This window comes from Aquibacillus sediminis (assembly GCF_005870085.1).
Lineage (GTDB): Bacteria > Bacillota > Bacilli > Bacillales > Amphibacillaceae > Aquibacillus_E > Aquibacillus_E sediminis.
The window spans coordinates 66,235-81,008 of the sequence record NZ_SZNM01000018.1 but is presented as its reverse complement, the minus strand read 5'-3'; the positions used below and the strand labels follow the sequence as shown (position 1 = coordinate 81,008).

At 38.7% G+C, this 14,774-nt stretch carries 15 protein-coding genes; 6 read left to right on the top strand and 9 right to left on the bottom strand.

Features of this window, described 5'->3' with window-relative positions; genetic code table 11:
* The 4 genes from FCI53_RS21700 to FCI53_RS15500 all read left to right on the top strand — a co-directional run.
* Positions 1-266, top strand: a 266-nt coding sequence (locus FCI53_RS21700; RefSeq protein WP_210238502.1) for a hypothetical protein, incomplete at its 5' end; no start/stop codon positions are given.
* On the top strand, positions 245-1,231 hold the full coding sequence (locus tag FCI53_RS15510; protein WP_138419962.1) for a LacI family DNA-binding transcriptional regulator: 987 nt from the start codon (positions 245-247) through the stop codon (positions 1,229-1,231). The genes FCI53_RS21700 and FCI53_RS15510, both read left to right, overlap by 22 nt.
* A gap of 431 nt (positions 1,232-1,662) precedes the next feature.
* Complete coding sequence (locus FCI53_RS15505; RefSeq protein WP_138419961.1) at positions 1,663-3,066, top strand: sucrose-specific PTS transporter subunit IIBC; 1,404 nt, start codon at positions 1,663-1,665, stop codon at positions 3,064-3,066.
* 69 nt (positions 3,067-3,135) lie between these two features.
* The gene (locus FCI53_RS15500) at positions 3,136-4,602 is read left to right on the top strand and encodes a glycoside hydrolase family 32 protein (RefSeq protein ID WP_138419960.1); all 1,467 of its coding nucleotides are present in this window, start codon (positions 3,136-3,138) and stop codon (positions 4,600-4,602) included.
* Between the two features lie 249 nt (positions 4,603-4,851).
* On the opposite strand, the gene FCI53_RS15495 is transcribed toward FCI53_RS15500, so the two are convergent.
* The gene (locus FCI53_RS15495; RefSeq protein WP_138419959.1) at positions 4,852-5,565 is read right to left on the bottom strand and encodes a hypothetical protein; all 714 of its coding nucleotides are present in this window, start codon (positions 5,563-5,565) and stop codon (positions 4,852-4,854) included.
* Positions 5,566-5,743: 178 nt separating this feature from the next.
* Between FCI53_RS15495 and FCI53_RS21945 the strand changes: the two genes are divergently transcribed.
* A complete protein-coding gene (locus FCI53_RS21945; RefSeq protein WP_246050129.1) occupies positions 5,744-6,004 on the top strand; it encodes a CBO0543 family protein in 261 nt (86 codons plus the stop codon).
* 2 nt (positions 6,005-6,006) lie between these two features.
* On the top strand, positions 6,007-6,258 hold the full coding sequence (locus FCI53_RS21940) for a hypothetical protein (protein WP_246050128.1): 252 nt from the start codon (positions 6,007-6,009) through the stop codon (positions 6,256-6,258).
* 129 nt (positions 6,259-6,387) lie between these two features.
* Here the strand turns inward: FCI53_RS21940 and FCI53_RS15485 are convergent, their stop codons facing one another.
* The 8 genes from FCI53_RS15485 to FCI53_RS15450 all read right to left on the bottom strand — a co-directional run bounded on the left by FCI53_RS15485 (position 6,388) and on the right by FCI53_RS15450 (position 14,618).
* Positions 6,388-8,124, bottom strand: a complete 1,737-nt coding sequence (locus FCI53_RS15485) for a CocE/NonD family hydrolase (RefSeq protein WP_138419958.1) — start codon at positions 8,122-8,124, stop codon at positions 6,388-6,390.
* Between the two features lie 112 nt (positions 8,125-8,236).
* The gene (locus tag FCI53_RS15480; protein WP_138419957.1) at positions 8,237-9,112 is read right to left on the bottom strand and encodes a glycine betaine ABC transporter substrate-binding protein; all 876 of its coding nucleotides are present in this window, start codon (positions 9,110-9,112) and stop codon (positions 8,237-8,239) included.
* A 101-nt stretch (positions 9,113-9,213) separates the two neighbouring features.
* Positions 9,214-10,044, bottom strand: a complete 831-nt coding sequence (locus FCI53_RS15475) for an ABC transporter permease (RefSeq protein ID WP_138419956.1) — start codon at positions 10,042-10,044, stop codon at positions 9,214-9,216.
* Complete coding sequence (locus FCI53_RS15470; protein WP_138419955.1) at positions 10,041-11,243, bottom strand: quaternary amine ABC transporter ATP-binding protein; 1,203 nt, start codon at positions 11,241-11,243, stop codon at positions 10,041-10,043. Before FCI53_RS15470 ends, FCI53_RS15475 begins: the two co-directional genes overlap by 4 nt.
* Positions 11,244-11,276: 33 nt before the next feature.
* Complete coding sequence (locus FCI53_RS15465; protein ID WP_138419954.1) at positions 11,277-11,753, bottom strand: thioesterase family protein; 477 nt, start codon at positions 11,751-11,753, stop codon at positions 11,277-11,279.
* A 24-nt stretch (positions 11,754-11,777) separates the two neighbouring features.
* Entirely contained in the window at positions 11,778-12,722 is a 945-nt protein-coding gene (locus FCI53_RS15460) for a 3-hydroxyacyl-CoA dehydrogenase NAD-binding domain-containing protein (protein WP_138419953.1), read from the bottom strand.
* Positions 12,719-13,615 carry a beta-keto acid cleavage family enzyme gene (locus FCI53_RS15455; RefSeq protein ID WP_138419952.1) on the bottom strand — a complete coding sequence of 299 codons (897 nt, stop codon included), beginning with the start codon at positions 13,613-13,615 and terminating at the stop codon, positions 12,719-12,721. The genes FCI53_RS15460 and FCI53_RS15455 overlap by 4 nt, the downstream gene beginning before the upstream one ends.
* 457 nt (positions 13,616-14,072) lie before the next feature.
* Positions 14,073-14,618, bottom strand: a complete 546-nt coding sequence (locus FCI53_RS15450) for a TetR/AcrR family transcriptional regulator (protein WP_138419951.1) — start codon at positions 14,616-14,618, stop codon at positions 14,073-14,075.
* Between the last annotated feature and the right edge of the window lie 156 nt (positions 14,619-14,774).

Genomic DNA, 14,774 nt, shown 5'->3' with positions numbered 1-14,774 from the left:
CCTTTACCAAGTTAGCTGAGGCCGTGCCCATGGAAAGCGTAGTATTCTGCCGTAGCGATGGTATAACACTTATTTTAATCAGAATAGAAGAAAGCAGAATTACAATAGTTATTGCACAGTATATAGCTTTTACGCAACTAACAACATCGTTCCGTGAGAGCGTGCCATTTATGATAGCTAGATCATTTGTTCAATGGTACAATAACAATATTGAACCATCTATCTATCATTGGAGGAAGCTGTTGTGCCAACTATTAAAGAAATAGCAGAAATGGCTAATGTATCGAGATCAACCGTTTCTCGTGCATTAAACAACTCTGGTTATGTGAGCGAAGATGCACGTAAACGAATTGAAAAAGTGATTAAACAAACCGGCTATGTACCAAGTGAGCATGCCAAAGCGTTAAGAACGAAAAAGACAAAAGTCATTGGTGTGATTTTACCAACAATTCAAACAGAAACATCAAGTAAAGTAGTAGCGGGGATTGATCAAGTATTAGCGAATCAAGGCTACCAGATTCTTTTGGCCAATACCCATTTGGATAGGGAAAAAGAAATGGAATATGTTGACTTACTAAAGGTTCGCCAAGTGGATGGAATTATTTTAATTGCTACAAATACCGAAGACTCATTGGCAAAAAAACTTGAAGAACTAACCATCCCAGTTGTTGTGATTGGACAGGAGTTCGAGCAAATTCCAAGCATTGTGTATGATAATTATCAAGCTGGGCGAGATGTGGTTTCCTACCTTATATCGAAAGGGCATAGACAAATCGGGTTTGTAGGGGTGGATGAAAAAGATCAAGCAGTAGGATATTTACGTAAACAAGCCTATTTAGATGAAATGGAAACACAACAGTTATCAGTTGAGGATACTTGGATACAACGAGGTGTGTTTGATATTGATTCTGGCTATGATGCTGCCAAACGTATGATCCAACATTCAAATCAACGACCAACGGCTATATTTGCTGTTACGGATCGATTGGCAATTGGTGTGATGAGCTATCTAAAAGAAGTGGGGTTACAAGTGCCAAAGGATGTGGCGATCATTAGTATCGGAGCATCTGAAATTTCACAATATACCGTACCAGCTTTAACAACGGTGGATTATCACAATGAACAAGCAGGAATTAAAGCAGCAGAGCAAATCCTCGCGTACCTTGATGCTAAAAAAATTTCTAAAAAAATAACATTAGACTATAGACTAATAATTCGTAATAGTGTATGATGATTTCGTAATCGATTTCATTTAAAATGATCATTAAATAATGGTTTTTGCTGAAAGTGCTCCAATATGCTTTCAACTATGTTTTGATCATTATGGAATCGATCTCACATTCAAGAACACATGGTTAAAGGTTTTTTCTTTTAAATTAAATGGAATCGATTCCATCTTAAAGTCAATGAAACAAACTTCTAAGTAATGTGGTTGATCCCGGTGCACCGACCGTAAGAATCCCACTTCAAAAATGATATGAAACAGAGAGGTTAAAAGCGGGAGTAAACTTTTGCTTTCATCCTTGTGGTTCAAGAGCCTGCTGGTTTCTCTTTGTGATACTAGCCCTGTGGGAAAAGAGCGAAATATACTAAGTGAAGTTTCAGTTTGTAAATTGTGGAATCGATACCATGTTTAAATTAAGGTTAGAAGGAGTGAGTCACATGTCCGATAATAAAAAAATCGCACAAGATATTATTGATGCAGTCGGTGGAAAAGACAATATTGATTCTGTTGCACACTGTGCAACAAGACTGCGCATCATGGTACATGAAGAAGAGGTTATTGATCAAGAGAAAGTGGAAAATACAGATAAAGTGAAAGGGGCTTTCTTTAACTCTGGACAATATCAAATCATTTTAGGTACTGGTACTGTTAATCAGATTTATGAAGAAGTAAATAAACTTGGGATCACTGGTGCCACAAAAGGAGAACAAAAGGAAAAGGCCGCACAGCAAGGAAATGGATTCCAGCGTGCGATCAGAACCTTCGGGGATGTATTTGTTCCAATTATTCCAGTTTTAGTTGCAACTGGTCTATTCATGGGTCTTCGTGGTCTTGTCACCCAACCAGAAATTTTAGCATGGTTTGGTATGACACCAGCAGATATTTCGGATAATTTCCTTCTTTTTACTGAAATTTTAACTGATACTGCTTTCGTCTTCTTGCCAGCACTTGTAGCATGGTCAACGTTTAGAGTGTTTGGTGGTTCACCAATTATTGGCCTTGTTCTTGGTTTAATGTTAGTTAGTCCATCGTTACCGAATGCATGGGATGTTGCAGTTGAAATGGAACCGATTTATTTCTTTGGATTTATCCCAGTCGTCGGGTATCAAGGTGCGGTATTGCCGGCGTTTATTGCAGGGATTCTAGGTGCGAAATTAGAACGTTGGATTCGGAAGCGAGTACCAGAAGCGCTGGATTTAATTTTGACACCATTTTTAACTTTACTAGTCATGATCTTTGCAGCGATGTTTATCGTAGGTCCGATTTTTCACACAGTTGAAGAATGGATCTTACAAGCTACATTGTTCGTGCTAAATCTACCATTTGGATTAGCAGGATTCGTACTTGGTGGTTTAAACCAAATTATCGTAGTAACAGGGGTTCATCACATTTTTAACTTATTAGAAATCCAATTGTTAGAACGTTTAGGAAACAACCCATATAACGGTATTATTACAGCATCAATTGCCGCACAAGGTGGTGCTGCCCTTGCAGTAGGTATGAAGACTAAATCGAAAAAAATGAAAGCATTGGCATTACCATCTTCTCTATCTGCATTTCTAGGTATTACTGAGCCAGCAATATTTGGTGTGAATTTACGCTTTGTGACACCATTTATTATGGGTCTAATTGGTGGAGCTATTGGTGGTTTCCTAGCATCCATTATGGGGGTTGCAGGTACTGGTATGTCGATTACTGTTATTCCTGGTATGCTGTTATATTTAAATGGTCAAATCATACAGTATCTATTGGTTAATATAGTAGCGATCGCTTCAGCATTTGCCTTAACTTGGATGTTTGGCTACTCTGATAAAAAATTAAAAGAAAACGAAACAGCATAATGAAAAGACAGGCAGGAAGTGCCTGTCTTTCTATCCATACATTGCAATGTGTTAGGAAAGGGTGACAACATGACATCTGATAAAAAGAACCAACTTATGGAAGATGCCTATCATCAAATCAAAGGCTACAAACAAACAGTAGATGCGGGTCCTCATCGATTACATTATCATTTAATGCCACCTGTTGGATTGTTAAATGACCCGAACGGTTTAATCTACTTTCAAAATAACTACCATGTTTTCTTCCAGTGGAATCCATTTGAAACCGCGCATGGTGCAAAGTTTTGGGGGCATTATATGTCAGCGGATATGGTGAATTGGGAATTTGCCCCGATTGCACTTGCACCTGACAAATGGTATGACAAAAATGGGTGTTACTCAGGTAGTGCCATTGTTCATCATGACCGATTGTATTTGTTTTACACTGGGAATGTGAAAGATGAACAGGACAATCGAGAATCTTACCAATGTTTAGCCGTTTCTGATGATGGGATAACGTTTGAAAAAAAAGGACCAATTATCAATGTACCTGAAGGCTATACTGCTCATTTTCGTGATCCAAAAGTGTTTCAACATGGAAACGATTGGTATATGGTACTTGGAGCTCAAACAAAGACCAAACAAGGACAAGTGGTCTTGTATCGATCAGAAGATCTAGAAACATGGACCTTTCTTGGACCGATTGCTGGTAGTAAGCTTAATGGATTAGGAGATTTTGGTTATATGTGGGAATGTCCCGATTTGTTTCAACTAGATGGAAAAGATATTCTAGTTGCTTCCCCTCAAGGATTAGAACCACAAGGAATGAACTTTCAAAATATTTACCAAGCAGGTTATTTTGCTGGTGAAATTGATCTTCAAACCCAAAAGTTTACTCATGATTCATTTGTTGAACTCGATCGTGGTTTTGACTTTTATGCACCACAAACATTTACTGCAGGTGAACGACGTATTTTGATAGGTTGGATGGGGAATGCCGAAGAAGAGGGACCTCCACAACCGACAGTAAATCATAATTGGATTCATACATTAACGATTCCACGTGAGTTGCGTTGGAAACGAAATGCACTATATCAAACACCGATAAAAGAGTTAGAAGCGTTACGTGAAAATGAAGTATCCCATCAGCAATTGAAATTAACAAACCAATCGATCGAACTTCCGAATGTAAATGGCAATGTATTTGAAATAGAAGTAGCTATTTCTGAATGGAATGCGAATAGATTTACGATTAGAATAGGAAAAAGTGTTTTAACTTATGACGATACTAATTCAGTCCTAACGTATGAGCGTATGGGGCGTGATGGTCAGTTAGAAAGTAGAGCTTGTGAATTGGAACAATTGAATCACATTCGTATATTTAAAGACACTTCTTCAATTGAAATATTTGCTAATCATGGTCAGGAAGTATTTTCATCGAGACAATTTGATGATTGGCAGGACAAGCGAATTGTCTTTCAAACGGACGGAATACACATCATGGATGTTACCAAGTGGGACTTAAAACCGTTTATGGTTGCAGACAAAAGTGTTTAGCGGTATCAAGATGGATTAGGTAGTTTTTAGCGCAGTAATAGTGAAAAAATAATGATCTCGACAGCAACATTAACTAAGAAAAAGCTCAGATGAATATCTGAGCTTTTTTGTGTCACTATAGTTCCTTCGCGGACATTTAGTGTGTTATTCAATTGATTTTTACAATTTATAGAGGAGAATAACATCTGGTGCGCTATTTGATTAAAATAGTATGGAAAAAGCTCCTCTTTTGAAACATAACGGAACAATTCAGTTCAAACTACTCGACCTTTCCTTCACGAATGGAACCGTTTCTGCTGATGCTGTTTGTGATTGATTGTAGATGTTGTCATCATGTTCGGCGTCCAATCCAAATTGTCTTTCATAAGTCTTGTGAAAATGGTATTTGTTCAAGCCTCGCATTTTTCGTTTTGCCTTGTTAGCGTAATTAATAGCCCATTCGAGGTTGTTTAATTTCTGTTCGCGCTCTGCTAATAAAGCAAATTTCATCCAAGGTTTGTTTATTTGCTCGATCATCGTATCAGCTTCTTCGATATTTCCTTCTTTTAATAAAATCAACCCCCGAAAATAAAGCCGATAACACTCTGGTTTCAATTTTTCAACATGATTTCTAGCCTCTGTTACATTGTTAAAATAAAGTGCAGTTGTTACTTGATAATAGGCCCGGCAAATTGATCGCTTTTCTTTGTCTAGCAAATCTGCTGTTGTCGCTTTTACATCGGAGTCCATTTGATTTGCAATCGCATAAATAAGGTGAAAATGCGGTTTATTTTTGTTCGTGGTAAGAAAGTTTTCGATTTTTTCGATTCGGGTTTCTACATGGGTAATCCAAAATCGTATGTATAATAGTGTTATGAGCAAGGACAATATGCCAGCTCCAACCGTATACATCGAAAATAATGCAAAGGTCTTTAATGTGATGAAATAGACAACTGCAAGGCTACTTACAAGTAGATAAGCCATCTCCATCCCCCCTTCCTAGCCAAGTGTATGTTAATTGAAAACACAATATACCTTAAAAATAACTGGGTAATGCCAAATCTTTCTGACTAACTCGTTACAAAAATTTACATAGTATAACAACTTTTTCCATACTAGTTGTATAGGTATTACTATTCAAATCGCTAGGGAATGAAATACAATGCATGTTGGAATAACAATACTAATTATCATCGCAGTGTGGCGTAAAGGTGATTGGAGAAACTGGGAAAAATATCATACGGTTATGTTGTATTTTGCCTTAGGGAATTTAACATATAACTTTTTGACTGCAAGCTATTTTTTATGGCGAATGGATGCCGATTTTATCTCGAATCACACACTGACAGAAATGCTCTATACCTTTATTGTTTTTCCGGGTACGGCACTACTTTTCATAGGCAATTTTCCAACAGGTAATTAGCTGTGTTTAAACATTATTTAAAGTGGGTCATGATTTATGGTGGCGTTGAATGGATTATGACAATGACAGGGCATATCGAGTATCAATACGGATGGAGCCTAGCTTGGTCCATTTTTTTTGATAGTTTTATGTTTCCGATGTTGTATCTTTTCTACCGGAAGCCATTAGTGGCCTATTTACTATCTATTCTTATCGCACTACTCATTCTATGGTATTTTGATGTATCGGTTCATATACCGGTGGAAAAAAGATAATATCAGCAAATTAGAACAAATAGCTATACATTAACCGTGTGATTCAAATCGACAGTGAATAGTGTAAAGAAGACAAAAAACTCTCGGGAAACGCTCTGTCCGAGAGTTTTTTACAAAATTATGGTTCAGTTATTTCCGTATAATTGGCAATAGAACATGGGAAGGATATTCCGTTTGGTGGTAGATGGTTTGGTTTGCTTTCACCATCTCTACGGTATCCAATGTTGACTTACCTGTATTTGGGTTCACATCATAACGAGGAAAGTCACTAGATGCAATTTCAATACGGATGGAATGTCCTGGTAAAAACACATTACTTGTTGGACATAAGTCGATTTCATACCGAATTATTTCTCCGTTTAAAAGTTCCTGCTCTTCTTTTCCGTGACGGAACTTGGCACGGGTTATACCGTCAGCTAAATTATATGCAGTCCCATCAGGAAAGACATCAATTAATTTTGCCGTAAAGTCCGTATCAGGTGCATCAGTGGACGCCCATAAAACGACTTTTGCTGAGCCGGTAACTTCAACCGGTTCCGTAAGGGCTGCGGATGAATAGACAACAACATCGTCTCGTTGTTCAATTCGTCTTTGATCACGTGGTCCAGCATTACGTCCATTATAAAATAACGTTCCGCCACCATTTGTTGGGACTGGACTTTCTGGATCATGAACAAACTGGTCTTGTGGCTCATCTGATGGTGCTGTCGTTGTTAAGCTTCCGGATTCTAAATCAGTAGCTGCTTGCCCATCACTATGAAAGTAATAGTTTGTATAGTTAGTATGTGGTAATGGCCATTCTTTTTCTGAACGCCATTCATTAATCCCCATAACAAAAATTTTAACAGGATCTTCCTTAGAGATAAGTAGTTCATTTACATCTTTCAACCAATGGTTAAACCATTTAATATGAAGGGAGGTAAGATCCTCTTTACCATCAATTGAATCCGCTGAACTAAAAACGCCAAAGGAACGTTCACCCAAATCAGAGCCAACCATGCCATGGCCCCATGGACCAATTATTAATTTTTGATTTGGATTGTGTTTTTTCATCTGCTCAAAGTTTGCTACTGTTTGGCTCAAGAAATTGTCATACCAACCTGCAAGATGGTAGGCTGGCACATTTTTGACATCCGCATAAGAGGTTGCGCCACTGTTTTCCATTGCTTGTTGATTGAATTCTTGGTGAATATATTTATGATAAATCTCCTGAAGCTCTGGGTGTTTCATTACGGCTGGTAACGCTTTAATAGGTGTATACGTATGCCATTTTTCAATCTGATTAAGGTCGTTTGTTAACACCTTAATGGCCTCTTGGTAATCCTCTGTACTTTGTTTTCTTTTTAAATAATCAGGTGCAAGGGAATCGAGCATCCATGTTTCGGCAGATGCCAATGAGAGCACCCCATTCTCTCCGAAAGCTTCCTTAAAAATATTGCCTGTCATAGCCGGAAAGATGGCTTTAAGTGCAGGAGGATGTTCTGTTAATGCATATAATTGTGTATAGGCGTAGTAGGAGAGACCGAACATTCCTACTTTTCCATTGGCATAAGGTAAACTAGCAGCCCACTCAATCGTGTCAAAACTATCGTTTGCTTCTTGAGCGAAAGGTTTAAATTCCCCTTCAGATGCAAACCGCCCTCGAACATCTTGGATGATGACAACGTAGCCTTCCATGGCTGTGCGAATTGGGTCTATCCAACGGTGTGAAAAGTTAGGAAGGTTTTTATTATATGGTAATCGACTAAGTAAAACTGGGAATTCCCCATCCGCTTGCGGACGATATATGTTTGCATATAAAGTTACCCCGTCTCTTACGGTGCAGGGAACTTCTCGATCAACGATCACTTGGTTAATGTCTGTCATGTAAACCACCCTTTCTAAGCAGGAGATAAATTGATCAAACGTTTGATTAATTTGTTGCATCATATAAATAAGGCCTGTGCTGACAAGCGTCAACACAGACTTATTTGATTCTTTATTCACCTAGCATTTCGCTAACTTTATCTTGGTTATTATCTACCCATTCTTGTGCAGCTTCTCTTGCTGGTACGTCTTCTTCTTCAATTTTCACAATCATTTCTTCTACATCATCAAGTGCAATACTCCAATTGCTTAGGAATTCATACGCATCTGGTGCTGTTTCTTGTAGTTCATTATTTGTAATGACCTTAACAGATGCGGATTCGAATATACCTTGAGGATCGTCTAAAATTTTAATATCAAATTTATTAAACATCGTATGTGGGCGCCAGCCATAGAATACTACTGGATCCTCACTTTCCATCTTACGCATCGCTTGTGCGATCATACCGCCTTCTGATGAGTTTACTTGCTCCATGTCAAGTTCATAGCTTTCAATTAATCCTTCAATTTCTTGTGTAACACTTGCGCCTTCTTCAATTCCGTATAATTCGTTGTTGAAGTCGCCTTCGTTACCTAAGAGGTCTTCAATAGAATTGGTATCTTCCATATATGTTGGAACAACTAAACCAGAATCTGCATCTGTATAACTAACTGCTGTTTCTTCAATCGAGTCACTATATTTTTCGATATATACATCATGAACAGGGAACCAGCCATCCATAAACACATCAATATCTCCACGAGAAAGACCAATGTACGTGCTACCTGCATCTGCTTGTGTTTGTTCTACGTTATAACCCATGTCTTCTAAAATGATTTGGGCAATTTCTGTTGGTGGAACCGTACTTGTCCATGGGGTTACACCTAATGTGATGGTTTGAGTTTCTTCTGCGCCTGCTTGACTGTCACTTTCTTCACTTTGTTGAGAACACCCAACGATGAATAAGACTAATAATGTACTAAGCATTGCGAATATGCTTTTTTTCATTCTAAACTCTCCTTTAGTTTGATTAATAGTTTTATAATTTAAGGTGATCGACTATTCATTAACGTCTTGTTCTTCAATGAACAGTCAGGCACCTTAATTGGTTATAATTTATTCCCTACACCTTGTGTGATGCGGTCTAAGATAATAGCGATTACCACAATGGCTAAACCACCTGTTAAACCAAGTCCAACGTTTACGGTTGAAATTCCTGATAGAACGATAGAACCAAGTCCTGGAGCACCAATCATCGACGCAACAACGGCCATCGATAGGGCTAACATAATTGTTTGGTTTACCCCAGCCATAATCGTCGGTACGGCAAGCGGTAGTTGAACTTTAAATAGTAACTGTTTAGAAGTTGTACCGAATGCTTGGGATGCCTCAACAACTTCTTCAGGTACTTGTAAAATCCCTAATCGAGTCATACGTACGGCTGGTGGGGCAGCGAACACAAAGGTTGCAATAACTGCTGGGACACCACCAAGACCAAATAGTAAGATCGAAGGAATTAAATAAACGAAAATCGGTAGTGTTTGCATAAAATCCAAAATTGGACGAACAATTTTATCGACTGTTTTACTTTTCGCACTTAAAATTCCAACTGGTACACCGAATAGAACGGAGATCAGTGTCGAGACAATTACAATCGCAACAGTTTGCATCGTTTCTGCCCATAAATCAACAGAACCGATGTAGAGACACCCGATTAACGTGAATAAAGCAATTCCTTTACCGGCTAGTTTCCAAGCTAATAAGATAAGAACGATAACGAGTAGTTCTGGTGGAATCGCGATAATTAGATTCGTTACGCCATCAATAAAGGAACGAAGGGCAACACTGATGCTATCAAAGAAGCCACTCATGACTGGTAATAACCAACCATTTACAAAGTCATTTGTCCATTCTTCTAATGGGAAATAGAAATAGTTCATGCTGATATCACCTCATCCTTTTCTTTCCCAAGTACTAATCCTGACAGTATGGAAACGCGAGAGACGATACCTAGCAGTTTCCCGTCCTCCAGAATGACGATCGGGTATTTTACATCGGCTGCAATCCCAATTAAGTCATTCAATGGTGTGTCAGGAGGAGTCGAATAAATATCCTCTGTGATCAATACTTCTTCCATTGAAGTATTGTTTTGATAAGCTTTGATCGCGTCATCAATCGTTAATAAGCCTTTGAAATTCTTTTCTTTATCGGTAACAAAAATACTAGATACACCAGCTTCTTCCATTTTTCTAACCGCAACACGTGGGCCATCTTTGTAAGATAGTAATACTTCAGGTCGTTTCATGACATGGGAAGCTTCTAATACTTTGGAGCGGTCCACATCCTTGACGAAATTAGAAACATAGTCATTAGCTGGATTTTCCAATATTTCTTCTGAGGTTCCGATTTGAACAATTCTTCCATCTTTCATGATTGCGATACGGTCCCCAAGTTTTAACGCTTCATCCAAGTCATGGGTAATGAATAGGACGGTTTTACCTAATTTAGCTTGGATCTTTAGTAGTTCATCTTGCATTTCACTACGGATAATCGGGTCTAGTGCACTGAATGCCTCATCCATTAATAGAATGTCTGTATCATTGGCAAGGGCACGAGCAATCCCAACACGCTGCTGCATTCCGCCACTTAATTGACTTGGATAACTATCCTCATAGCCTTTAAGACCAACATCTTCAATGGTTTCCAGTGCTTTCTTTTCGCGCTCTGCTTTATCTACACCTTGGATCTCTAATCCATAAGCAACATTGTGTAAAATTGTTTTGTGTGGTAATAATCCAAATTTTTGGAAGACCATGCCTAATTGTTTCCGTCGTGTGTCAATTAAGGCATTTTTATCCATCTTGGTAATGTCTTCTCCATCGATTAATACTTCGCCATCTGTCGGCTCAATTAATCGGTTTACTAATCGAATTAATGTTGATTTACCACTTCCAGATAGGCCCATAATCACGAAGATTTCTCCAGGTTCAACGGCAAAGGATGCTTGGTTAACCCCAACTGTCATGCCTGTTTGATCAAGGATTTCATCTTTTTGTTCGCCATTTTTAAGACGTTTCAGACCTTGTTGTGGATGAGAGCCAAAGATTTTCGTTAAGTTATTTACTTCAATCTTATTCATCAACATTCTCCTATTCTTTGTAAAAATACTTTGTTAGTTTTTTCGTTTAATTCCAATCGTTCTGCCTGCTTGTTTAGGTGCTTCAAGTTGTTTATGCTTAGTCCACATTTCTTCTATAATAGAGGCAACAGTAGTAGGGAAGGGGGCAGGCTTTCCTTCGTTTGTGTCCATTCCCATAAGCATTTGCTCACTTGTCGCAATCACGTCATCATTGTCATTCTGCATAGTAAAAATGACGTGAAGACGTTTCGCATCTATATCTAATAGTTGAACAGTCACATAAAGGGCTTCGTCTTGATGTGCTTCTTGTAGGTAACATAAATGTGTTTCAAGTGTAAAAATTGTATAATGCTTCTCGTTACGAGCATCTGCATCGAGTCCGATTGCGTCGATAAAAGCATCAACGGCTAAACTAAATACCTTTGCATAGGCAGCATCATTCATATGGCCGTTATAATCAACCCAATCTTGATGCACGTAGTTTTTATATTGAAAGGTTTGTTCTGTCATAGTAAGAAAACCCCCATGCTCCGTTTAGATTTTTGATTGTGGCCAATAATCTTCTACTAAATCTAGTAATTTTACTAAAAATTCATTACGTTTGTTTTCTAATTCCGAAATTGGAACGTCACCTGCATGGCTTTCACATCCATCAATGACTTTCTCTTTTAAATCATCGGTTAGTTCTGGTGCTTCTAGTTTTGTCCATGGCTTTTTCAGTGCTGGGCCAAATTGTTCTAACATATGACGCATTCCTTGTTCGCCACCAGCTAAGTGGAAGGTTAAGAATGGCCCCATTTGTGCCCAACGAAGCCCTGCACCATAAATAATAGCTGCATCGACTTCTTCTGTTGTCACAATGCCATCATTGACAAGGTGTAATGCTTCACGCCATAGTGCTTCCATTAATCGGTCTGCAACATGACCTTCAATTTCTTTGTTAATGATTAACGGTTTCATTTGAATAGATTGATAGAATTGTTTAGCTCTTTCCATTAGTGCAGCATCGGTTGCTTCCCCGCCAACAAGTTCTACAAGTGGTAGAATGTATACAGGGTTGAATGGGTGTGCAACAATGACACGTCCTGGGTGTGTAAGTCCTTGTTGTAAGGTTGTTGCCATAATGCCAGAAGTACTTGAACCTATGATCGCATCTGGTTTTGCATATTGATCAATTTCCGTTAGAACCTTTTGCTTAATATCTTCTCGCTCTGGAACATTTTCTTGGATGAAGTCAGCAGATTGAACTGCCTCTTTAATAGTAGAAACAAATGTTAAACGATCCTGTGAGGCATCTTCTGCCATACCTAAATCTTTTAGTGAAGGCCAAACTTGCGCGATCACGTTACGTGTTTTTTGTTCTGCGCCTTCTGCAGGGTCAAAAGCAATAACATCTAGTCCTTGTGCTAAGAAGCGACCAATCCATCCATTTCCAATTACCCCTGTTCCGATGACGGCTACTGTTGTTGTGTTCTTCATGCGTTCTCTCCTCCGTGTGGATTGCGTAATCCGAATTGTTGTCTAGCTTCTTGTGGTGTCATGATTTCAATGTCATTGCTGTTTAGCATCGTAACGGCTTTATCAACAAGTTGATCATTACGAGCAAGAACACCTTTTGATAGATATAAATTATCTTCTAAACCAACACGTACATTTCCACCAAGTTGAGCGGCTTGTGCAACAATTGGGAGTTGCATCCGACCAATACCAAATGCGGACCAGTGTGCATTGTCTGGAAGACGATTTTTCATATAAAGCATTGTTTCTGGGTCTGCGTCCATTCCCCAAGGGATTCCCATGCAAAATTGGAGCATTGGATCACCATCAATTAAGCCTTCATGAACTAGTTGTTTAGCAAAGCGAAGGTGGCCTGTGTCGAAACATTCTAGCTCAGGTTTCACCCCACTCTGTTGAATCAATTGTGCTTGTTCTCTTAACCAATCAGTTGGACTCATGTAAATCATATTGCCGAAGTTTACGGTCCCACAGTCAAGCGTACACATTTCTGGAAGTAATTCGCCAACTGGTTGATGACGCTCTGCAGGCGTTTGGATATCCGTACCATTACCGCCAGCAGCCGGTGTATCTAAGCTAGGGATGAAGTCACCTCCACCTCCAGAAGTAATGTTTATAATGACATCTGTTTCCGATTCGCGAATACGATCAACAATTTCACGGTAATGTTCGACATCATGGCTAATGCCACCTGTTTTAGGATCACGAGCGTGAACGTGTGCCACCGTTGCACCAGCTTTGGCTGATTCAATTGCTGCTTCGGCAATTTCTTTTGGAGTGACAGGCACGTGAGAACTTTTTGTTGTTGTATCCCCAGCTCCTGTGACAGCAGCAGTTAGTAATACTTTGTTTTTCATTAGTTAGCCTCGCTTTCTTATATGAATGAATTAAGAATTTTTGTTTTATTTGTTTACCATCCGGACGGTTTTTTTAATCACTGTTACAAACTATACCATCTGGACGGTTATGTTTCAAGTGAAGGTAGTATAAGAAAGGGGTTTCATTTGGGGCGTTTGCAAAAAAATAATCCCACTGATTGTAGTCAAGACAAGGTTTTTACAATTTTTTGACAAAAAATGCAAAAAAATTAGTCACTACTCAAATAAGACGGTATTTTTAGAGATTAATACAAACTATTGCGGGTCAATTGTTTATAGGTATGATAATACTGGGGCAACGGAGATACACTTCGTTGTGTGGAAAAAGCTATAGCATCTTTGATAAAGTTGTTAGAAAATCATCAAAAACCTTATAAAAGAGCCCAAAAAAAGGGGGGAAATCGACATCGATTTGTCCCCCCTTAACGTTTCTAAGTTATTCGTCTGGTTCATTTGCCCAATCTTTAAGCTTCTGATAGACCGCTTGTTTCTTATCTTCTTCAATGTGGTAAATATCAAATAATTCGTTTAACCAAATCCCGTCAGTAGCCAATCGAATGATCGTTGCTTTGATCGGATCAATGCCGTCATGCTCAATTTCGTGTTGCCAATCGGAATAGAGTTCACGAATTGGATCTAATGAATTGGAGCTAACGGCTTTTGCAGCAAGTAAACCATAGTGCATATCTTTGTTTTGATAGGCTTGGTTAAATGTAACATCCACATATGCCCGCACCCATTTACCTTGATCGATTGGATCAGATGCAGCATTATTTGCTATTTTTTCTCGATAGTTATTGGCAAGGTGTTCTACCATCCCTTGTACGAGCGCTTCTTTAGAAGGGTAGTGGTAAAGCAGACCACCTTTACTAATCCCTGCTTCCTTAGCAGTAGCATCAAGTGTTAAATTAAAAATTCCTTTGTCACTAACGACTTTTGATGCAGCATGAAGGATTTCTTCTTTTCTAGAATTTCTGCCCATGCGAGATCTCCTCTTTTTTACTTTTATGTTGTTTACTATACTATCTGGACGGTATACTTTCAATCTTTTTTAAAATTTTTATTTGAAATTACCGTGACAAAACAAGTGAAATTTCCTACAAATAGCTAGTGGACAAGGATTTAGAACTAACGGAAC